The organism is Shewanella sp. 10B (assembly GCF_023475885.1).
In the GTDB taxonomy this organism is placed as follows: Bacteria; Pseudomonadota; Gammaproteobacteria; order Enterobacterales; family Shewanellaceae; genus Shewanella; species Shewanella mangrovisoli.
The window spans coordinates 302,791-322,748 of record NZ_JAMDJO010000002.1; the positions used below are offsets into that span (position 1 = coordinate 302,791).

A 19,958-nucleotide genomic window follows, 5' to 3' on the forward strand; every position below is an offset into this window, starting at 1 on the left:
AGTTTATTCTATGCAGATCTTATTCGCGTCGATATGGCGTTAGATCAAATAAATAGGCGGCACTGCCGGAAATAGCGTGATGCAAGAGCAATATAATCCCTCAGAAATTGAAGCCTTAGTGCAAAAGCACTGGCACGACAACAAAACCTTTGAAGTTACTGAAGATGCGAACAAAGAAAAGTTTTATTGCCTTTCGATGTTCCCCTATCCTTCAGGTCGACTCCACATGGGACACGTTCGCAACTATACCATAGGCGATGTGGTTGCCCGCTTCCAGCGTCTTCAAGGCAAAAACGTGCTACAACCTATCGGTTGGGACTCTTTCGGTTTGCCTGCAGAAAACGCCGCAATCAACAACAAAACCGCTCCAGCACCATGGACTTATCAAAACATTGAGTACATGAAAAACCAGCTAAAACTGCTGGGTTTTGGCTACGACTGGAGCCGTGAAATCGCCACTTGTACCCCAGAATATTACCGCTGGGAACAATGGTTCTTCACTAAACTGTACGAAAAAGGCTTAGTTTACAAGAAAACCGCTTCTGTTAACTGGTGCCCTAACGATGAAACCGTACTGGCTAACGAGCAAGTACAAGACGGTTGCTGCTGGCGTTGTGATACCCCTGTAGAACAAAAAGAAATTCCACAGTGGTTCATTAAGATCACCGCCTACGCCGAAGAACTGTTAAACGACATCGACACTTTAGACGGCTGGCCTGAACAAGTTAAGACCATGCAGCGCAACTGGATTGGTCGCAGCGAAGGCGTGGAAATGACCTTCGGTGTAGCGGGTAGCGACAAGTCATTCGACATTTACACTACCCGTCCAGATACCCTGATGGGCGTAACCTATGTGGCGATTGCTGCGGGTCACCCATTAGCGGAATTAGCGGCTCAAAATAACCCTGAGCTTGCGCAGTTCGTTGAAGAGTGCAAAAACAGCACCACGTCTGAAGCCGATTTAGCCACCATGGAAAAACGTGGTGTCGCGACTGGCCTATACGCCATTCACCCAATCACTGGCAAACAAGTGCCCATTTGGGCAGCTAACTTCGTACTGATGAACTATGGCACCGGCGCTGTGATGTCTGTTCCAGGTCACGACCAACGTGATTACGAATTTGCGAAAAAGTACAACTTAGCCATTGAAGCGGTTATCAAACCTGTTGACGGCGAGTTAGACATTAGCGAAGCAGCTTACACCGAAAAAGGCGTACTGTTTAACTCTGGCGAGTTCGACGGTTTAGACTTCGACGGCGCATTCAATGCCATCGCCGACAAGTTAGTGGCTGAAGGTAAAGGCAAGCGCCAAGTGAACTATCGCCTACGCGACTGGGGCGTATCACGCCAGCGTTACTGGGGCGCACCAATTCCTATGGTGACCTTAGCCGACGGTACTGTTATTCCAACACCAGAAGATCAACTGCCAGTTATTCTGCCAGAAGATGTAGTGATGGACGGTATCCAAAGCCCTATCAAGGCCGATAAAGAATGGGCAAAAACCCAAGTTAATGGCCAAGACGCACTGCGCGAAACCGATACCTTCGATACCTTTATGGAATCTTCTTGGTATTACGCCCGTTACTGCAGCCCGCAGGCTGACCAAATGTTAGATCCAACCAAGGCTAACTACTGGTTACCCGTGGATCAGTACATTGGTGGTATCGAACACGCCTGTATGCACTTGTTATACTTCCGTTTCTTCCACAAGTTGCTGCGTGACGCGGGTCTAGTAAACACTAACGAGCCAGCAAAACAACTGCTGACTCAGGGTATGGTATTGGCCGATGCTTTCTACTACACCAACGAAAAAGGTGCCCGTGTATGGGTGTCGCCGCTGGATGTAGTGACCACAGAAAAAGACGACAAGGGCCGTATCACTAAGGCTATCGACAAAGACGGTAACGAACTGGTTTACACCGGTATGAGCAAGATGTCTAAGTCGAAAAACAACGGTATCGACCCTCAGGTGATGGTAGAGAAATACGGCGCCGACACAGTACGTCTGTTTATGATGTTCGCCTCTCCACCAGAATTAACGCTGGAATGGCAAGAGTCAGGCGTTGAGGGCGCGCACCGCTTTATCAAACGTCTGTGGAAACTGGCCAGCGATTATGTGGCGCAGGACAACAGCGAAGCGTTAGACGTTAGCAAATTAACTAGCGAGCAAAAAGCACTGCGCCGTGAAGTACACAAGACTATCGCTAAGGTGACCGATGATATCGGCCGTCGTCAAATGTTCAACACTGCGGTTGCCGCCGTGATGGAACTGATGAACCACCTGCAAAAAGCGCCACAAACCACAGGTCAAGACCGAGCCATTATCGGCGAAGCCTTAACTGCGGTAGTGCGTTTACTGTACCCAATCATCCCACACGTGAGCTTTACCCTGTGGAATGAGTTGGGCAACACCAACAGCATCGAAGACAGCCAATGGCCAGTTGTCGATGAATCTGCACTGGTAGAAGACAGCAAACTCATCGTGGTACAAGTGAACGGTAAAGTGCGCGCTAAGATCACAGTCGCAGCCGATGCTGACCAAGCATCAGTTGAAGCCTTGGGTATGGCGGACGAGCAAGTCATCAAGTACTTAGATGGTGTTACGGTTCGTAAAGTTATCTATGTACCCGGTAAACTGCTCAGCATCGTTGCCAACTAACATCGTTGCTGTGATAAACGGATGCTGTCCACAAGACAAACAGGAAACCGCGAAAACTTATGCTAATTAAACGCTTAGCTTTCGCAATCATGGCGCTGGTCATTATGACCAGCGCAGGTTGCGGTTTTAAGCTTCAACGTAGCTATCAAATCCCCGAGCAGCTCAATCAACTCAGTTTGAGTAGCTCGGACGAATACAGCGAACTCACCCGTTTGGTGCGTGAGCGGTTACGTTTGAACAACGTCAAGATTGTCGATGCCGCCAATGATGTGCCAGTGTTAAGGCTCATCACCGACTCCTTAGAGCGTTCGACCCTGTCGCTTTACCCTACGGGCAATGTGGCCGAGTATGAGCTTATCTATTTCGTCGAGTTTGCCGTGGCCTTGCCGGGCAAAGAGGCACAGCCTTTCAAGATTGAAATTCGCCGTGATTACTTAGACGATCCTCGCACTGCACTGGCTAAAAGCCGTGAGATGGAACTGTTAGTCAAAGAAATGCGTATCCAAGCGGCCGACCGGATCCTGCAATCCATGGCCAGCACAGAGGTGAATTAATGCAGGGTCCAAATTAATGTGGCACTGCAATAAAATGTGGAGAGTGGTTTAAATGCGCGTTTATCCTGATCAACTCTCCCGTCATCTCAATCCGCTTCACGCTTGCTACCTGATTTTTGGTGATGATCCTTGGTTGCTCGAAACCTCCAAGGATCAGATCCGCCAAGCGGCCAAACGCCAAGGATTTGAAGAGCGCGTTCAGTTAATTCAAGAAACGGGTTTTAACTGGGGTGACTTGACCCAAGAATGGCAATCCATGAGCCTGTTTTCTAGCCGGCGCATTATTGAGCTAACACTCCCCAACGCAAAACCCGGTGCAGACGGTTCGGCGGCGCTACAAGCGTTACTGCAAACGCCTAATCCCGATGTACTGCTGATCCTCGAAGGTCCAAAACTCGCCAGCGAGCAAACCAATAGCAAGTGGTTCAAAACCTTAGATAGCTTAGGGATTTATTTGCCCTGCACCACGCCAGAGGGCGACCAATTCAGACGTTGGCTCGACTCACGTATCGCGCACTTTAAGCTGAATTTACAGCCCGATGCGCGCGCTATGCTGTACTCCCTCTATGAAGGGAATTTACTCGCCGCCGATCAGGCCATGCAGTTGCTACAACTGTTAAGCCCAAGCCAGCCTATCGGTGCCGACGAATTAAGCCATTACTTTGAAGATCAATCCCGCTTTACCGTGTTTCAGCTCACCGATGCACTGCTGAATAATCGTCAAGACAGTGCCCAGCATATGCTGGCCCAGCTCAACGGTGAAGGTACGGCCATGCCGATTTTACTCTGGGCTTTGTTTAAAGAGCTGCAGTTACTGCTCAGCCTCAAGAGTGAACAGGCCCAAGGCGCGCCCTTAAATAGCCTCTTTGGCAAACATCGAATTTGGGATAAACGCAAACCCTTGTATCAAACCGCGTTGCAGCGCTTAAGCCTCACCCAAATCGAACATATGCTTTCCTTCGCGTCTAAGCTAGAGCTGAACCTTAAGCAATTAGGCCATGAAGATTGGACAGGGCTCAGCCACCTGTGCTTATTATTCGATCCCAAGGCCCACGGCCATTTGGCCCATATCAGCTTAGATTAAGGCACGGATTGAATGCGTATCGGTATTTTAGGCGGCACCTTCGACCCCATACATTACGGCCATATTCGCCCCGCGATGGAAGTCAAAGCCAGTCTCAAGCTGGATAAAATCCTGCTGATGCCCAACCATATTCCGCCCCATAAAAACACTACCCACTCGAGCACAGCGCAGCGGCTCGAAATGGTCGCGCAGGTATGTGCGAGCTTACCCGGCTTCGAGCTGTGTGATATCGAAGCTAAACGCGACAGCCCATCCTATACGGTTGTTACCCTTAAGCAGTTAAGTCGGCTTTATCCCGATGACGAACTGTTTTTTATCATGGGGATGGATTCGTTTATTCATCTGCAAAGCTGGCATAAATGGCAGCAACTGTTTGAATTAGCCAATATTGTGGTATGTCAGCGCCCGGGCTGGCATTTAGCCGAAGGGCATCCAATGCAGCATGAGCTAAGCGCCCGTCAGGCAACGCTTGAAACCTTAAGTCACTCAAGCGCGCCGCAACATGGACGCATCTTTACCGTCGATATCAGCCCACAGGATATTTCGTCCACCCAAATTCGCTCACAACTGGCGATGGGTGAAATTCCACAGGATGCCCTCCTGCCTGTCACTTTAAATTACATTCAAAAACAACGGCTTTATTTTTCTTAGGCCCAAAATCCCGCGCCAATAATACAAACTCGGCCGCTAAGATAATGTATTCCACCGCTTAAGACTGATATACTAGCGCGCTATTTAAAATAAATGAGGTACATCAGCGTGCAGAGCGCCGAATTAAAGCAGTTTGTTGTCGACAAAATCGACGATTTAAAAGCCCGTGACGTCGTGGTTATCGATGTCAGCAACCAATCTAACATCACCGATTACATGGTGATTTGTTCAGGTACATCTAAAACTCACGTGAAAGCGATCGCCGAAAACCTCGTGCTCGAAGCGAAAGCCGCTGGCATTCCACCAATCGGTATCGAAGGCCGCGACAGCAGCGAATGGGTATTGGTGGATATGGGCAACGTGATCCTGCATGTTATGCAAGACCAAACCCGCGATTTCTACCAGCTTGAAAAGCTCTGGTCAGAAAAGCAAGCCTAATGAAGTTGCAACTTATCGCAGTAGGGACACGGATGCCCGATTGGGTCACCCGCGGCTTTGAAGAGTACCAACGCCGCTTCCCCCGAGATATGGCGCTGGAACTGATCGAAATCCCTGCCGGCAAGCGCGGAAAAAACGCTGATATCGTTCGTATTCTGCAAAAGGAAGGCGAACAAATGTTAGCGGCTATCCCTAAGGGCAATCACATTGTTACCTTAGATCTTCCTGGCAAAAACTGGACTACGCCAGAATTGGCGACCGCCATGAACAAATGGCAACTCGATGGCCGTGATGTGAGCTTACTGGTTGGCGGCCCCGAAGGCTTAGCGCCCGCCTGTAAGGAAGCCGCCCATCAGAGTTGGTGCCTGTCGGCATTGACCCTGCCCCATCCTCTGGTGCGGATTGTGGTTGCCGAAAGCTTATACCGCGCGTGGAGCGTGAACACCAATCACCCTTATCACAGAGAATAGCGGGATCTTGATGTTAACGAGTGTCAACCACCCGGATGGGATCAGCTGGAGATAGCCTAAGTGTCGCCAAAAAAGCGGATAACCATGCACGACCACGCCGCCGAGGCGTCACTGTTTAAGCGCCGTGCGCTGTTCACTTTTTTTTGTGTTGTCGCCCTCTTGAGCGTGTTGGTGACTAATCTTTATCACCTTCAGGTTGAATCCTATAAAGATTACGCAACACGTTCTAATGACAACCGTATTCGCGTCGTGCCCATCGCCCCAAGCCGTGGCCTGATTTACGACAGAAACGGCGTACTCCTCGCCGAAAACCAACCCTTTTATTCTCTCGATCTGGTGCCAGAGAAAATTGCCAATATGTCCGAAACCTTGGACGAACTGGGCAAGTTAATCGAGATCACCCCAGATGAGCGTGAAACCTTTACCGACGCCTTAAAGTTTCACCGCCGATTTAAACCGCTTACCCTTAAAAATCAGCTGACTGAAGAGCAAGTCGCGATTTTTAGCGTGAACCAGCATCGCTTTCCCGGGATATCCGTCGAGGCGGGTTTAAAGCGTAACTACCCCTATGCTAGCCAGCTCACCCATGTGCTGGGCTATGTGGGCAAAATCAACACCCGCGATCGCGCTCAATTGGAGCGTAACGATCAATGGAAGAACTATGCCGCAACCAAGGATATTGGTAAGCAAGGCATTGAAAAGTTTTATGAATCTCTGCTGCACGGTACACCGGGTCACCTCGAAGAAGAAGTGAACAACCGCGGCCGGACTATCCGTACCCTTAAAATCGTGCCGCCGGAGCCGGGGCAAGATATTTACTTGACCCTAGATTTGCAATTGCAGCAAAAGGCCGTGGAATTACTTCAAGGTCACCGTGGTTCGATTGTCGCTATCGATCCAAGGGACGGCGGTATCTTGGCCCTAGTCTCGAGCCCAAGTTACGACCCTAACCAGTTCGTTCAAGGGATTAACAGCAAAGATTACAGCGATTTATTGAACGATAAATCCCGCCCACTGATTAACCGCGCCACCCAAGGCCAATATGCACCGGCCTCGACGGTCAAACCCATTATTGCCCTACTCGGGTTAGATGAAAAAGCCGTCACCGAGCACACCCGTATTTGGGACCCAGGCTTTTGGCAAATCCCCGGCGTTGAGCGTAAATATCGCGACTGGAAACGTTGGGGCCATGGATGGGTGAACGTCTACAGCGCTATCGTCGAATCCTGTGATACCTACTTCTATGAATTGGCTTATAAAATCGGTGTCGACCCTATCGCCCGCTTTATGGAGCAATTCGGCTTTGGACAAAATACCGGTGTCGATATTTTCGAAGAGTCGGCGGGCAATATGCCATCGAAGGACTGGAAACGCTTAAAATACAATCAGGCTTGGTACATTGGTGACACGATTTCCGTCGGTATCGGCCAAGGCTACTGGACCGCAACGCCATTGCAATTGGCCAGCGCCACCGCCATCCTCGCCAATGATGGCCGCCGCTTCCCGCCACATTTGCTGAAGTCGATTAAAGATAATACGGCCAAAATTGACTCGCCAATTAACGAGTTACCTCCAATTGAACTTAAAAACCCGCGCAACTGGAAAATCATCAACGAAGCCATGCGCCAGACTGCTCATAAGTCGCGTTTTACCGACGCCAGCTACACGGCCGCGATGAAAACCGGTACGGCGCAGGTCATTGGCGTAGCCGAAAACACTAAGTACGATGCCAATAAGATTGCCGAGCATTTCCGCGATAACGCCCTCGTTGTCGCCTACGCGCCCTTTGAAGATCCGAAAATCGTCCTCGCGGTGGTAATGGAAAACGCCGGCTGGGGTGGCGCAAACGCAGGGCCAGTCGCCCGCGCCATGCTCGATGAATACATGCTAAGAGACACTTGGAAACCAACGCCATGAGTGCCCAACCACGTCAAAATATCTGGCAACGAATGCATATCGACTTGCCCTTACTGCTCGGTCTGTTTGCCGTTATGGGCTTTGGCCTGTTTGTTATTTACTCCGCCAGCGGTGAAGATCTTGGCATGATGGAGCGCCAACTGTTTAGGATGTTTTTATCCCTAGGCATTATGTTTACCATGGCGCAGATCAATCCCGAGGCGCTAAAGCGCTGGGCCCTACCGATTTACCTTGCGGGGATTGTACTGCTGCTTGGGGTGCATTTTTTTGGCGAAATCAATAAAGGCGCGCAGCGCTGGTTGAACTTAGGCTTTATGGAGTTCCAGCCATCGGAACTGATTAAACTCGCCTTCCCTATCACTATGGCGTGGTATATCAGTAAGTTCCCTCTTCCGCCGAAGAAACGCTACCTTGCTGGTGCAGCGGTAATTTTGTTAGTCCCGACGCTGTTAATTGCCAAACAACCTGACTTAGGTACCTCGATTTTGGTTGCGGCATCGGGCATTTTCGTGCTGTTTTTATCGGGCATGAGCTGGGCGATTGTGGGTGGTTTTATTGCCGCCGTATTAGCCTTCTTGCCGATCCTCTGGTACTTCCTGATGCACGATTACCAAAGAACCCGCGTGATGACCCTACTCGATCCTGAAAAGGATCCACTAGGCGCCGGTTACCACATCATTCAATCGAAAATCGCCATTGGCTCCGGCGGCCTCTGGGGCAAAGGTTGGCTCGATGGCACCCAATCCCAATTAGAATTTATCCCCGAACGTCACACCGACTTCATCTTTGCGGTGATCGGTGAAGAGTTTGGCCTGATAGGCAGTATTATCCTGCTCCTGATGTATCTGTATATCATCGGACGCGGCTTAGTCATCGCCTCTCGCGCGCAAACCAGCTTCGCCCGGCTCCTTGCAGGCAGTATCACATTGACTTTCTTCGTTTATGTTTTTGTGAATATTGGTATGGTTTCAGGTATCCTGCCTGTGGTTGGTGTACCTTTACCCCTTGTCAGTTATGGTGGTACTTCCATGCTGACATTGATGACAGGGTTTGGCATTCTTATGAGCATTCATACCCATAGACGTTTTGTAGATAGATAATTTTTAGGGACTTTTTAATGCCTATTCTTCGAGCTTGTTTGGCTCCACTGGCAGTACTTTGCCTCAGTTCATATCTCCTTGGCTGCTCGACGGCAAACGAGCCTGCTGCCCCCACACCGCCACCAAGTGCGGCCGTGACCACACAGGCCCCTGCGCCAGTATTACCCGAAGCCTTAAAGGCAGAATTTATTAAAACCCAAATGGCACAAGGCTTTACCCAAACCGAAGTTGAAAGTTTTTTAGCTAAAGCCAACTACAACCAAGCCGTTATCGATGCCATTTCTCGCCCTTGGGAAGCCAAGCCTTGGCATCAGTATTATCCGATTTTCCTCACCGAGAAACGCCTCAATGCAGGTCTAGCCTTCTGGAAAAAACACGAAGCGACGATTGCCAAGGCCGCGACAAAGTACCAAGTCGAGCCACAAGTTATTGTCGCCATTATTGGTATTGAAACCTTCTATGGCCAGTACACAGGTAATTATCCGGTAATCGATGCGCTCTATACCTTAGGGTTTTATTACGAGCCAAGAGCCACCTTCTTTCGCAAGGAATTTGGTGAGCTGATGAAGTTGGTAAAAGAAGAACACTTAGATATCAATAGCCTCAAGGGTTCCTACGCCGGCGCCATGGGCTTTGGTCAGTTTATTCCTTCAAGCTACCGCCACTATGCCGTGGATTTTGATGGCAGCGGCAACCGTGATTTACTCCAGAGTCCAGAGGATGCCATTGGCAGTGTCGCCAATTACTTCCATGAACACGGCTGGCAGTTGCATGCCCCCGTTGCGCTCCCTTTAGTGAATAGCAGTGCCAATCCGCCTAAAGCCAAAGTGTGGGCTGGAGAGAAGTTACACTACAAGGTCTCTGATATTCTCAGCCCAAGCTTATCGCTGGCCAATGCCCGCGATTTAGATGCCTCGCAAAAGGCCATGCTCATCGAGCTGGAACAAGTGGATAGCAAGGACTACTGGTTAGGACTCAATAACTTTTATGTGATCACCCGTTATAACCGTAGCCCTTTGTATTCCATGGCCGTTTATCAATTTAGCCAACAACTGAAGCAACAACATGACGCTAAAAAATAACCTTTTACCGCTCTTGATGCTCGGCTGCTGTTTTGCGCTCGCGGCCTGCTCGAGTTCTAATTCTGGCTCTGCCAGCGAGAAGAACAAGAACATGGATCCCAACAAGGGCCGCTACGCGCTTAAAAACGATAAGATGCCCATCAATCCACCCAATGTGGACCATGTGCCAAACGCGACCCCAAAATACGAGCCTTACAGCCGTCGCGGTAATAAACCTTACACGGTTTATGGTGAGTCCTATACGGTGTTAGATTCGGGCCAAGGCTTTTCCGAAACGGGCCGTGCCTCGTGGTACGGCGAGAAATTCCATGGCTATGAGACATCGAACGGCGAACCCTACGACATGTATGGCATGTCAGGTGCCCACAAGACCTTGCCCCTGCCAAGCTATGCCCGCGTCACTAACTTAGATAACAATAAGCAGGTGATTATTCGGATTAACGATCGCGGCCCTTTCCATTCGGACCGGATTTTAGACTTATCCTACGCCGCCGCTTATAAGCTGGGCATGCTAGGCACTGGCACCGCACGGATTAAGCTAGATGTGATCTATATTGGCACTCAGGCTGCGACACAGTCCGCCATCGCCAATATCCAATCCTCAGGCAATCACTACATACAATTGGTGGCTTCTAAGGATCAGCATAGGCTGAACAAAATGGCGAAGGATCTGGAGAAGAAATATCAGGTCAAGACCCGTGTACAACCGGCAAACAATATGTATAGACTACAGCTCGGTCCAATTGGTCAAACCGAACTAGCCGACCGATTACTCAATAAAGTGAGACAAAACGGTTACCCCGAAGGCTATATGGTTTTAGAGTAGTGACCGCTCACTATAAGATATAGATTTAGCTTAAAAATACCCCAGATGAAGGAACCTTCACTGAAAACCTTTGTCGAAGGGTGGTATACTCGCGAAACTATTTTGCCTTTTCTTTCAATACAACCAAAAAGACGTGCTAAGTTAATGATGAATTTTGTAAAAAGTCCCATTAAAACATTGCTGCTAATTTCGAGTGTTTCTCTTCCTGTTTATGCTGCGCAGCCGATTGTTACCCCTGATGCACCTACAGTTGCCGCCAAGGCTTACGTCTTGATGGATTATTACTCGGGCCAAATCATTGCCGAAGAAAATGCCTACGAAAGCTTAAACCCAGCCAGCTTAACGAAGATGATGACCAGTTATGTGATTGGTCAAGAAATCAAAGCCGGTAACGTATCCCCAGATGATGATGTGACCATCAGTAAAAATGCGTGGTCGAAGAACTTCTCTGACTCATCAAAAATGTTCATCGAAGTGGGTAAAACCGTTAAGGTTTCCGACTTAAACCGCGGCATCATCATCCAATCGGGTAACGATGCCTGTGTGGCCATGGCCGAACACATTGCTGGCACCGAAGGCGCCTTTGTCGACATGATGAACTCATGGGCGAAGCAGCTTGGCATGCGTGACAGCTACTTCGAAAACTCCCACGGTTTAGACTCAGAAAACCACAAATCCACTGCCTACGATATGGCGTTATTAGGTGCAGCGCTTATCCGTGACGTGCCTGAAGAATATCGTGTTTACAGCGAAAAATATTATACCTTCAACGGTATCAAGCAATATAACCGCAACGGCCTGCTGTGGGATAACAGCATGAATGTCGACGGTATCAAAACCGGCCACACCTCTGGCGCGGGTTATAACTTAGTTGCATCTGCCACCAAAGACGGCATGCGTTTAATTTCAGTGGTAATGGGCACCCAGAGTGAAGCCGCCCGTAAAGCCGAAAGTAAAAAGCTGCTGACCTATGGTTTCCGCTTCTTCGAAACCGTCACCCCTTACAAGGCAGGCGACAGCTTCGTGACCCAACAAATTTGGTACGGCGATAAGAGCACTGTCGATTTAGGTGTCGCAACTGATACCCCAATCACCATCAGCCGTGGTCGTGCGAAAGATTTAAAAGCCAACTTCGAACTGACTAAGCCACTGGACGCACCACTGAAAAAAGGTGAAACCGTTGGCCGCTTATACTTCCAGTTAGATGGCAAAGATATTGCGCAATTCCCATTGGTTACCCTGCAAGAAGTCAACGAAGGCAGCTGGTTCAGCAAATTAGTTGATTACTTTAAGCAACTGTTTTCTGGTTGGTTTAGCTAATCGAAATCACAAAAACTAAGCCACCTTCGGGTGGCTTAGTTGTTTTTGGGGGAGTATCGCCCTTGAATCGGGTATAATCGTCACCATATAGTTCCCATTAAAATGGTTATAGAGCACGACTATGTTAAACACGAAATTTGATGAACTCATGGAGTTCCCCTGCGCCTTCCCCTTCAAAGTGGTTGGCGATGCCCACGAAGCCCTGACCGACAGAGTCGTTGCCGTAGTGCAAAGACACGCCCCAGGTGATTATTCACCTACGGTTAAGGCCTCCAGCAAAGGTAGCTACTACTCAGTGACCATCCGCGTCACAGTGACCAGCAAAGATCATATTGAGACACTGTACACTGAGCTTGCCGGTATCGAAGGCGTACGCCGCGTACTATAAGTATTCCTCAAGGCCATGAAATGTGATCTGTCTTACATTTATGGTCAAGAGGCGTATAATAGCGCCACTCAATTCTAGGGGAGAGGTTGCCCTTGCAAGACACCACTTTGCATATTCGGCATCTGGGACAACAGGATTACGAGTCAGTGTGGCATGCGATGCAGCATTACACCGACACTCGTAACGGCGATAGCCCAGACGAGCTGTGGATCGTTGAACATCCACCCGTATTTACCCAAGGCCAAGCAGGTAAAAGCGAACATATTTTGAATCCGGGTGATATTCCCGTGATTCAAGTGGATCGTGGCGGCCAAGTGACTTACCACGGGCCGGGACAATTAGTTGTCTATCCTCTCCTCGATATTAAACGCAGCAAGATTGGCGTCCGTCAGCTAGTGACCCATATCGAGCAAAGCATTATCGATATGCTCGCCAAATACGATATCAATGCCTACGCCAAGGCCGATGCGCCGGGCGTGTATGTGGATGAGCGCAAAGTCGCCTCTTTAGGGCTTCGCATTCGTAAAGGCTGCTCCTTCCACGGCTTAGCACTGAATGTCGATATGGATCTGGCGCCGTTTCGCCGCATTAACCCTTGCGGTTATGCTGGGCTTGAAATGGTGCAATGCAAGGAACTGGGCGGCCCACAAACCGTGATAGAAGCAGGCGACCAACTCATAATTACCCTTAGCCAACTATTGGGCTACCAACAACTAGTTCATCATCAAGGATTAGCAGCGTCATGAATAGGCCTGAACGTTTACAACCCGGAGTCAAATTAAGAGATGCCGATAAGGTCTCTCGCATTCCGGTTAAAATCGTGCCCTCTGAGCGCGAAACCATGTTACGCAAACCCGATTGGTTAAGGGTCAAGCTGCCCGCTTCTAACCAACGCATTCTCGAGATCAAGCAAGCATTACGTTCGAACGGTCTGCACTCGGTCTGTGAAGAAGCTTCTTGCCCTAACTTGGCAGAATGCTTTAACCACGGCACCGCGACCTTTATGATTTTGGGTGCAATTTGTACTCGCCGCTGCCCATTCTGCGACGTGGCCCATGGCCGTCCATTGAAACCTGATTCAGAAGAGCCAGTCAAACTGGCACAAACCATTCGCGATATGAAGCTGAAATACGTGGTTATCACCTCGGTTGACCGCGATGACCTGCGTGATGGCGGTGCCCAGCACTTTGCCGACTGTATCCGTGAGATCCGTAAACTCAATCCTGAGATTAAGATTGAGATCTTAGTGCCCGATTTCCGTGGTCGTATCGATGCCGCCCTCGACATTCTGTCGACCGAGCCGCCTGATGTGTTCAACCACAACCTCGAAACTGCGCCTATGCATTACCGCAAAGCGCGTCCAGGTGCGAACTATCAGTGGTCACTCGACCTACTGAAGCGCTTTAAAGAGCGTCACCCCAACGTGCCGACAAAATCGGGACTGATGATGGGTCTAGGTGAAACCAACGATGAAATCGCTCAAGTGCTGCGCGACTTACGTGAGCACAAGGTTGAAATGTTGACCTTAGGTCAATATCTGCAACCGTCTAAGTTCCACCTGCCGGTTGAGCGTTACGTCTCACCTGCCGAGTTCGATGAGCTTAAAGTCCTTGCTGATGAGCTGGGCTTTACTCACGCCGCCTGTGGTCCATTAGTGCGTTCAAGCTACCATGCCGACCTGCAAGCTCAAGGTAAAGAAGTGAAGTAATCTTCGCTTTATTAATCCCATAAAAAAACAGCGCTAAAGCGCTGTTTTTTTATCCGCCTCTAAAACCTTAAGCCGTTTCGCTTAAGGCTAAATCCATCAAAATTGCATCTTCTTTGCCATCAGCCAAAGGGTAATAGCCTTTGCGACGACCGGTTTCGACAAAGCCCCGCTTCTGATAGAGCGCGCGCGCCGCAAGGTTTGATTCGCGAACCTCCAGCATCAGCACCACCGCCTTGGCAGCCTTAGCGCAGTCGATAACCGCCGTGAGTAGCAGATGCCCATAACCTCGCCCTTGTTGCGCTGGCGGCAAACAAATATCCAGCAGCGTTGCCTCATCGACAATCTGCTGCACAATCGCAAAGCCGAGTAACTCGCCATCGCGTTGCATTAATCCAAGGACGCGGTACAAGTGGCCAAAACAATCGGCAAGATTATTCTCACTCATAGGATGGGAATGGGCACTCGCTTCAATGCGTGCTATTTGGCTTACATCCGTTGGCGTCAGGAGCACAATTTGCAACGATTCACTAAGGGTCTTAAGAACTTGATGACTCACGGGAAAATCCAAATTAAAAGGTAACTCACGATAATGTACAGGGCACAACCAATAGAGGCTTAGGCCGTTAATTGCTGCTCACGCCACTGGCAGATCTGGGCCCATAAGGCACGCTTTGCCTCACTGCGTGACAGCAAGTCCGCTAAGGGATCCGACACTAACCAAGCCACTCTGGGCCTAACCCTGTGGCGGCGTAAATCCCAGACTATGGTTTTGCCCTTATGTGGCTCAGTGTTGAACTCACAGTCGTCCTTACTGATGCCGATTAATCCGAGCACGGTATCGAGTAAAGGCTCGGCGGCGGGCGTCATCTCGTCTGCATCCCAAACCACTTGATAAGGTCGCACTTGAGTATCACGAAGCTGCCAGGGAGTAATCTCCATTGCGGCTAAATAGGCTGATTTATTCATGGGGTTATTGGGGTTTCATTAGACACTGACACCGCATAAGGATACCAGCTAAATAGGCCGAATGTTATTGTCACGACGCAGGTCTCCATGTAAATCCATCCCAAAATCCCAATTAAGCTGTAATGATTAATCTGTAAATTCGATTCATAGAATCTATTTTAACCGCTTTAGATGTTTATCTCATTTGGTAAGCTATCCCCATTGAGTAGGACAATAGGAGGTATTTCCATGATTAACATCGGCATCAACCAGAGTCACAGAGAAGAAATCGCCGCTGGGTTAAATCAGTTATTGGCCGACAGCTACAGCCTTTACCTTAAGACCCACAGCTTCCACTGGAACGTCACAGGCCCCATGTTCACTAGCTTGCACTTGTTGTTTGAACAGCAATATACCGAGCTTGCCTTAGCGGTCGATTTAATCGCCGAGCGAGTGCGCGCATTAGGCGCAAGGGCATTAGGTTCCTATTCGGCCTATGCCAAGTTGACCGAAATCCGTGAAGATCAAGGTGTCACTAAAGCAGAAACCATGATCCGTGAACTGTTAAGCGACCAAGAAGTAGTGATCAGAAACGCTCGTGCGCTCTATCCCTTGGTTAGCCAAGCCAACGATGAAGCAACGGCAGATTTACTCACCCAGCGTATTCAACTCCATGAGAAAAATGCGTGGATGTTACGTAGCTTATTAAGCGAATAACCCTTTCATCATCCCCAAGCCAAATGGCCGAGCAGTCACGCGCTCGGCCATTTTTATTGGACATTTATCAATGCTAAATTCTATTTAGAGATATTTAAGCCAAGCCTGCGGGCTCTGTCCTTTGTAACGGCTAAACCAGCGCACGGGGTAATAGAGTAAGGGGACCAAGACTAAGCTTATTAGCCATACCCACCCCATATGCGCTACGCCAAAAAGCTCGCCATGGTTTGCGCCAAATCCCCATTTAGCCAGCGAATACAGCAACAGCAGCACATATAAGTGCAAAATATAGAAGAACATAGGCACTGAGCCAAACACTGCTAACCTCTGCCCTATCCAACCTAATACACTGCCTGCGGCAAAATAGCGCTCAAACATCACTAAGCCATAGAACATTCCGCCCAAGGTCACCAACAAAAAACTCAGTGATGGCGGATACTTAGTGAGGTTAAATACCGACATTAAGGTTTGACCTAGGGTATCGCCAAACTGCCAAGGTAGCGTCTCGCCGTAGAGATTGAATCCGCGCAGCAAGCCAAACAGCAGAGTGCAGCCAAGCCCTAGTAATATTAATTTTTGCTGACGCTGCCACGCATCCATCCCTCGGCCAAATACGGGGCCTGCCACATAGCCCAATAAAATCACGCCAATCCAAGGTAGCGCTGGGTAACTTATCTTCAGCTTAAGCTCGCCCTCGGCAATCAAATAACCTCGGTCGTGCAATATCGTCCACAGACTATAGCCCCACTCATCCGGCGTAAAATGGATAGGCGACAATAGGTTATGGCCAAAGACAATCAATAGCCCGAGTAATGCCATCCACAACCTTGGGAGGTTGATTAATGCCGCAAGGGCTAACATGCTCAGCCCTATCACCCAAATCACCTGCAACCACAGGGTGTGATAATTGCCCATCCATGAGAAATTAATCACCAGCACTTCGAGAGCGATTAAGAATAGTCCGCGCTTGATTAAAAACTCGCGCGCAGAGCGCGGTTCGCCATAGCCACGATTGGCGTAAAGCCAGGCCGAGACCCCTGTTAAAAAGACGAAGACTGGCGCACAAAAGTGCGCCGCAAAACGGCTGACAAACAGCGCCCAGTTTGTTGTGCTCAAATCCATAGGATCGCTCACCTGCATATGCAGGAAAAACCGCTCCCGCACATGGTCGAGCAACATAATCAGCATCACTAAGCCGCGCATCATGTCGATGCTATTGATCCGCTGACGCCCTTGCAGTTTAGACGCAACAATCGAAGCGGCGGAGGTCACTGTGGTATTAGAACTCATAGCTGACACTCACTTTAACGTTACGTGGCTCACCCGGTACAGCCCACAGCGCCGAGTAACTGCTGGCAATATAGTGCTCATCCAGCAGGTTATCGACATTGAGCGCGAGACTGAGGTTTTCGCCAAGCCGAGTAGTGAAGAACATTCCAAGCAACTGATAACTCGGTAATTGAAAACTTGGGTCGGCCGAATCGCCCAAGCGTGAGTCCACATATCGCCAACTCAACCCTAAATGACCGTCGATAGAAAGATCATTTAAGTCCTGCTTGAGGATGACACTGCCCGTATGTTTGGGCACATTGACCAGTGGACTGCCCGCCGGAATTAACACGCCCCAATCCAGATTCAGGCTGTCGTTCGCCGTGCGGGTATTCAGGTAGGCATAGGACAAGGTTGCTTGTAAGCTCTCGGTCAACTCGGCCGCGACATCCAATTCAATCCCCGTGCTCTTGGCTTCGCCAAGGGTCGCCGAAAAGCCGACATTAACGGGATCTGAGGTCAAAATATTGCTCTTTTGCGCATCAAACCAAGCCACACTGCCATTGACGGGTAACTCAAACCAAGTGCTGTTGAACTTAACCCCCAACTCGACGGATTTGCTTTCCTCGGGCTCGAAGGGATTACCCGCATAATCAGTGCCTGAAAGCGGTAAAAAGCCTTCCGAATAGGAGCCGTAAACACTTAACGCCTCAGACCATTGATAAACTAATCCGACTTTCGGGCTGACTCTGTGATCGTTTTGTTTCGACAGACTTGCGTTCACCTGCTCTGCGATTTCTTGGGAATAGCGGTCAAACCTTAACCCTAAATGCAGTTTCCAGTGCTCGGTTAACTCTAATTGATCCTGTAAATAGGCGCCCCAGGCATCTTGAGTCTCTCGGTTTTCATACAGCAGACTGACCTCAGGCTGCGCCGCGCCATATTGAGGCGCAAAAATATCGATAGCATAGGCGCCCTTCTGACCTCGATAACGGTAAAGCCCCGTTTTCAGTCGATAATGATAGGCATCCGTCCCAAGCAGCAGATTGTGTCTTAGGCTGCCAGTATCAAACTGACCGCTGAGTTCGGCCCGCACGGAATGGTCTTCAGAGGCGTAATCTCGATAGCGATGCTGCCGCGTCAGAGTACGGCCATCGTCATATAAGGATTGACGTCCCTTTGCTAATTCAGCATCCGAAGAGTAGCCATTTAAACTCGAATCGCGATAGTTATAACCCGCGGTAAGCGACCAATCCTCATTTAATTCATACTCATAGGTAAGCTGATGTCCAGTCGCATCCACTTTAGTTGGCCCATCGTTGGGCTCACCCAAGTAACGCGAACGGGGCACGGTATTAAAGTCGTTATCGAGCACTACTACGCCACGGTCAAATAACTGTACTTGCTTAAGATATTCAACCTCATACAGGAGCGATGACTTATCCGACAGTTGCCAGCGCAGCGATGGTGTGACTATCTTTTTATCGCTAAATACATGATCGCGAAAACTGTCATGCTCCTGCCAAGCACCATTGATCCTAAAGGCCAAGGTATCGGTCAGCCTCGAAGTAAAATCCCCTTCTAACCGATATTGATCAAAACTCCCCGCGGACGCTTTTAAATAGCCCTGCGCCTCGTACTGCGGTTTTTTAGTCACAATATTCACAGTACCGCCGGGCTCCGAGCGTCCATAAAGCGCCGAACCCGGGCCTTTGAGGATTTCCACATAGGCCACATTCGATAGATCTCTGTGACCACTAAAACCTCGGCCACCATTAAAACCATTAATTAAATAGCCCGATGGCATGTTTTCATTCCCAGGAAAGCCCCGTAACGAAAAACTATCCCACAGCCCACCGCCATTGTTTTGCCGCGCGACACTGGCGGAATAATCCAATAAGTCTTGAAAACGCGTCAGCCCAGTATCTTTAATCAGTTGCTCATCCAGCACAGTGATCGCTTGGGGCAACTCAGTCGCCGGCACATTGCCGCGGTATGCCTGACGATAATGAATGCTTAAACGTTCGATATCGCCATTAAGTCCAGCGGTATCAGTTGGCATAGCCTCGGCGGCCAATAGGGGAACACTCGCATCCAACGCCAATAACGCCACGCCCAGCACGAATGCCGTGTGCTTGTGGCTCATATAAATAGCCATTTTTTACTCCAAAAATAAACAGCATCGGGCACCTTAGTTAAGCCAAGGCGCTCGAAAAATAAGAGAAATAGATAAAAAGCAGGAGTTAGGCTGTTAGCGGCGGCGCGCGGCTATGGAAGTGGCGCCTAAATGGTGTCTTAAAGGAAATAACATCAAACTCAACCGAGATAACGCCCTGTTGAGTAACTTGAAAATCTAGCGGAGAGTATGAGATGGCATGCTGCAATTGGTGCTGATGCAAACACAGCGCGCAATGGGCCTTGGTATCATCATTGAGGTGGGAAACACTGTGCACCGCAAACGCTACAGACAGCAACACTAAGATGGCTGCAAGCCATAGTGCTAATCTGCGCCTTGTTTGCATCACAGAGCTCAAACCATACATCCTCAAACCAAAGGGCTTGCGATTGTATGTTAGACACTACGAAAGTTGCAAATACCTTTACTTAACAAATGTAAGCAAATGCGCAGGGAAATTTTATCGCGCGCAAAATAAAACGGCTCGCATATTTCTATGCAAGCCGTTGTTTTATTTGGCAGGGGTGGCAGGACTCGAACCCGCAACCATCGGTTTTGGAGACCGCTGTTCTACCAATTGGAACTACACCCCTGTTGACGTGGGGCATTATGCTAAAAGCACTCTCAAAGGTAAAGGACTTTTTATGACAAACT

At 49.3% G+C, this 19,958-nt stretch carries 20 protein-coding genes and 1 tRNA gene; 15 read left to right on the forward strand and 6 right to left on the reverse strand.

The features are described from left to right. The first annotated feature begins 79 nt into the window (after window positions 1–79). The 14 genes from leuS to lipA all read left to right on the forward strand — a co-directional run bounded on the left by leuS (window position 80) and on the right by lipA (window position 14,197). On the forward strand, window positions 80–2,659 hold the full coding sequence (gene leuS, locus M0415_RS08835; protein ID WP_249554287.1) for a leucine--tRNA ligase: 2,580 nt from the start codon (window positions 80–82) through the stop codon (window positions 2,657–2,659). 59 nt (window positions 2,660–2,718) lie between these two features. Next, window positions 2,719–3,213 carry an LPS-assembly lipoprotein LptE gene (locus M0415_RS08840; protein ID WP_011621788.1) on the forward strand — a complete coding sequence of 165 codons (495 nt, stop codon included), beginning with the start codon at window positions 2,719–2,721 and terminating at the stop codon, window positions 3,211–3,213. A 52-nt stretch (window positions 3,214–3,265) separates the two neighbouring features. Further along, window positions 3,266–4,297, forward strand: coding sequence for a DNA polymerase III subunit delta (gene holA, locus M0415_RS08845; protein ID WP_249554285.1), 1,032 nt, complete (start codon window positions 3,266–3,268; stop codon window positions 4,295–4,297). A gap of 12 nt (window positions 4,298–4,309) precedes the next feature. Then, on the forward strand, window positions 4,310–4,948 hold the full coding sequence (nadD, locus tag M0415_RS08850) for a nicotinate-nucleotide adenylyltransferase (RefSeq protein WP_249554283.1): 639 nt from the start codon (window positions 4,310–4,312) through the stop codon (window positions 4,946–4,948). Between the two features lie 108 nt (window positions 4,949–5,056). Continuing rightward, the gene (gene rsfS / locus M0415_RS08855; RefSeq protein WP_037430791.1) at window positions 5,057–5,386 is read left to right on the forward strand and encodes a ribosome silencing factor; all 330 of its coding nucleotides are present in this window, start codon (window positions 5,057–5,059) and stop codon (window positions 5,384–5,386) included. Beyond that, a complete protein-coding gene (gene rlmH, locus M0415_RS08860) occupies window positions 5,386–5,856 on the forward strand; it encodes a 23S rRNA (pseudouridine(1915)-N(3))-methyltransferase RlmH (protein WP_011621784.1) in 471 nt (156 codons plus the stop codon). The genes rsfS and rlmH overlap by 1 nt, the downstream gene beginning before the upstream one ends. Window positions 5,857–5,916: 60 nt before the next feature. Further along, window positions 5,917–7,773: a penicillin-binding protein 2 gene (gene mrdA, locus M0415_RS08865; RefSeq protein WP_086903351.1), complete on the forward strand. Its 1,857-nt coding sequence runs from the start codon at window positions 5,917–5,919 to the stop codon at window positions 7,771–7,773. After that, complete coding sequence (rodA, locus tag M0415_RS08870; protein WP_011716116.1) at window positions 7,770–8,873, forward strand: rod shape-determining protein RodA; 1,104 nt, start codon at window positions 7,770–7,772, stop codon at window positions 8,871–8,873. The genes mrdA and rodA overlap by 4 nt, the downstream gene beginning before the upstream one ends. Window positions 8,874–8,890: 17 nt before the next feature. Then, entirely contained in the window at window positions 8,891–9,955 is a 1,065-nt protein-coding gene (gene mltB / locus M0415_RS08875) for a lytic murein transglycosylase B (protein WP_249554282.1), read from the forward strand. Further along, a complete protein-coding gene (locus M0415_RS08880) occupies window positions 9,939–10,781 on the forward strand; it encodes a septal ring lytic transglycosylase RlpA family protein (protein ID WP_249554280.1) in 843 nt (280 codons plus the stop codon). The genes mltB and M0415_RS08880 overlap by 17 nt, the downstream gene beginning before the upstream one ends. A gap of 144 nt (window positions 10,782–10,925) precedes the next feature. After that, window positions 10,926–12,101, forward strand: a complete 1,176-nt coding sequence (locus M0415_RS08885; RefSeq protein ID WP_011621779.1) for a serine hydrolase — start codon at window positions 10,926–10,928, stop codon at window positions 12,099–12,101. A 121-nt stretch (window positions 12,102–12,222) separates the two neighbouring features. Next, on the forward strand, window positions 12,223–12,489 hold the full coding sequence (gene ybeD, locus M0415_RS08890) for a DUF493 family protein YbeD (protein WP_011621778.1): 267 nt from the start codon (window positions 12,223–12,225) through the stop codon (window positions 12,487–12,489). Between the two features lie 92 nt (window positions 12,490–12,581). Continuing rightward, window positions 12,582–13,235: a lipoyl(octanoyl) transferase LipB gene (gene lipB / locus M0415_RS08895; protein ID WP_249554278.1), complete on the forward strand. Its 654-nt coding sequence runs from the start codon at window positions 12,582–12,584 to the stop codon at window positions 13,233–13,235. Then, window positions 13,232–14,197, forward strand: a complete 966-nt coding sequence (gene lipA / locus M0415_RS08900) for a lipoyl synthase (RefSeq protein ID WP_249554276.1) — start codon at window positions 13,232–13,234, stop codon at window positions 14,195–14,197. The genes lipB and lipA overlap by 4 nt, the downstream gene beginning before the upstream one ends. A gap of 67 nt (window positions 14,198–14,264) precedes the next feature. On the opposite strand, the gene rimI is transcribed toward lipA, so the two are convergent. Together rimI and M0415_RS08910 are read right to left on the reverse strand one after the other, a co-directional pair. Further along, window positions 14,265–14,717, reverse strand: coding sequence for a ribosomal protein S18-alanine N-acetyltransferase (rimI, locus tag M0415_RS08905; RefSeq protein WP_220055556.1), 453 nt, complete (start codon window positions 14,715–14,717; stop codon window positions 14,265–14,267). Between the two features lie 95 nt (window positions 14,718–14,812). Continuing rightward, a complete protein-coding gene (locus M0415_RS08910; protein WP_249554274.1) occupies window positions 14,813–15,163 on the reverse strand; it encodes a DNA polymerase III subunit psi in 351 nt (116 codons plus the stop codon). 228 nt (window positions 15,164–15,391) lie between these two features. Between M0415_RS08910 and dpsA the strand changes: the two genes are divergently transcribed. Then, entirely contained in the window at window positions 15,392–15,859 is a 468-nt protein-coding gene (dpsA, locus tag M0415_RS08915) for a DNA starvation/stationary phase protection protein DpsA (RefSeq protein ID WP_011621773.1), read from the forward strand. 84 nt (window positions 15,860–15,943) lie between these two features. Here the strand turns inward: dpsA and M0415_RS08920 are convergent, their stop codons facing one another. The 4 genes from M0415_RS08920 to M0415_RS08935 form a co-directional block, all read right to left on the reverse strand. Beyond that, on the reverse strand, window positions 15,944–17,149 hold the full coding sequence (locus M0415_RS08920; RefSeq protein WP_249554272.1) for an acetyltransferase domain-containing protein: 1,206 nt from the start codon (window positions 17,147–17,149) through the stop codon (window positions 15,944–15,946). Continuing rightward, window positions 17,139–19,286, reverse strand: a complete 2,148-nt coding sequence (locus M0415_RS08925; RefSeq protein ID WP_249554270.1) for a TonB-dependent siderophore receptor — start codon at window positions 19,284–19,286, stop codon at window positions 17,139–17,141. The genes M0415_RS08920 and M0415_RS08925 overlap by 11 nt, the downstream gene beginning before the upstream one ends. Window positions 19,287–19,371: 85 nt before the next feature. Then, a complete protein-coding gene (locus M0415_RS08930) occupies window positions 19,372–19,662 on the reverse strand; it encodes a DUF2946 domain-containing protein (RefSeq protein WP_220057495.1) in 291 nt (96 codons plus the stop codon). A 158-nt stretch (window positions 19,663–19,820) separates the two neighbouring features. Next, window positions 19,821–19,897: transfer RNA gene (locus M0415_RS08935), tRNA-Trp, on the reverse strand. Window positions 19,898–19,958: the final 61 nt, after the last annotated feature.

Bases quoted from the DNA above. Each gene is read 5' to 3' on its own strand.
- leuS (WP_249554287.1), top strand. From the start codon at position 80: ATGCAAGAGCAATATAATCCCTCAGAAATTGAAGCCTTAGTGCAAAAG.
- M0415_RS08840 (WP_011621788.1), top strand. From the start codon at position 2,719: ATGCTAATTAAACGCTTAGCTTTCGCAATCATGGCGCTGGTCATTATG.
- holA (WP_249554285.1), top strand. From the start codon at position 3,266: ATGCGCGTTTATCCTGATCAACTCTCCCGTCATCTCAATCCGCTTCAC.
- nadD (WP_249554283.1), top strand. From the start codon at position 4,310: ATGCGTATCGGTATTTTAGGCGGCACCTTCGACCCCATACATTACGGC.
- rlmH (WP_011621784.1), top strand. From the start codon at position 5,386: ATGAAGTTGCAACTTATCGCAGTAGGGACACGGATGCCCGATTGGGTC.
- rodA (WP_011716116.1), top strand. From the start codon at position 7,770: ATGAGTGCCCAACCACGTCAAAATATCTGGCAACGAATGCATATCGAC.
- mltB (WP_249554282.1), top strand. From the start codon at position 8,891: ATGCCTATTCTTCGAGCTTGTTTGGCTCCACTGGCAGTACTTTGCCTC.
- M0415_RS08880 (WP_249554280.1), top strand. From the start codon at position 9,939: ATGACGCTAAAAAATAACCTTTTACCGCTCTTGATGCTCGGCTGCTGT.
- M0415_RS08885 (WP_011621779.1), top strand. From the start codon at position 10,926: ATGATGAATTTTGTAAAAAGTCCCATTAAAACATTGCTGCTAATTTCG.
- ybeD (WP_011621778.1), top strand. From the start codon at position 12,223: ATGTTAAACACGAAATTTGATGAACTCATGGAGTTCCCCTGCGCCTTC.
- lipA (WP_249554276.1), top strand. From the start codon at position 13,232: ATGAATAGGCCTGAACGTTTACAACCCGGAGTCAAATTAAGAGATGCC.
- M0415_RS08910 (WP_249554274.1), bottom strand. From the start codon at position 15,163: ATGAATAAATCAGCCTATTTAGCCGCAATGGAGATTACTCCCTGGCAG.
- dpsA (WP_011621773.1), top strand. From the start codon at position 15,392: ATGATTAACATCGGCATCAACCAGAGTCACAGAGAAGAAATCGCCGCT.
- M0415_RS08920 (WP_249554272.1), bottom strand. From the start codon at position 17,149: ATGAGTTCTAATACCACAGTGACCTCCGCCGCTTCGATTGTTGCGTCT.
- M0415_RS08925 (WP_249554270.1), bottom strand. From the start codon at position 19,286: ATGGCTATTTATATGAGCCACAAGCACACGGCATTCGTGCTGGGCGTG.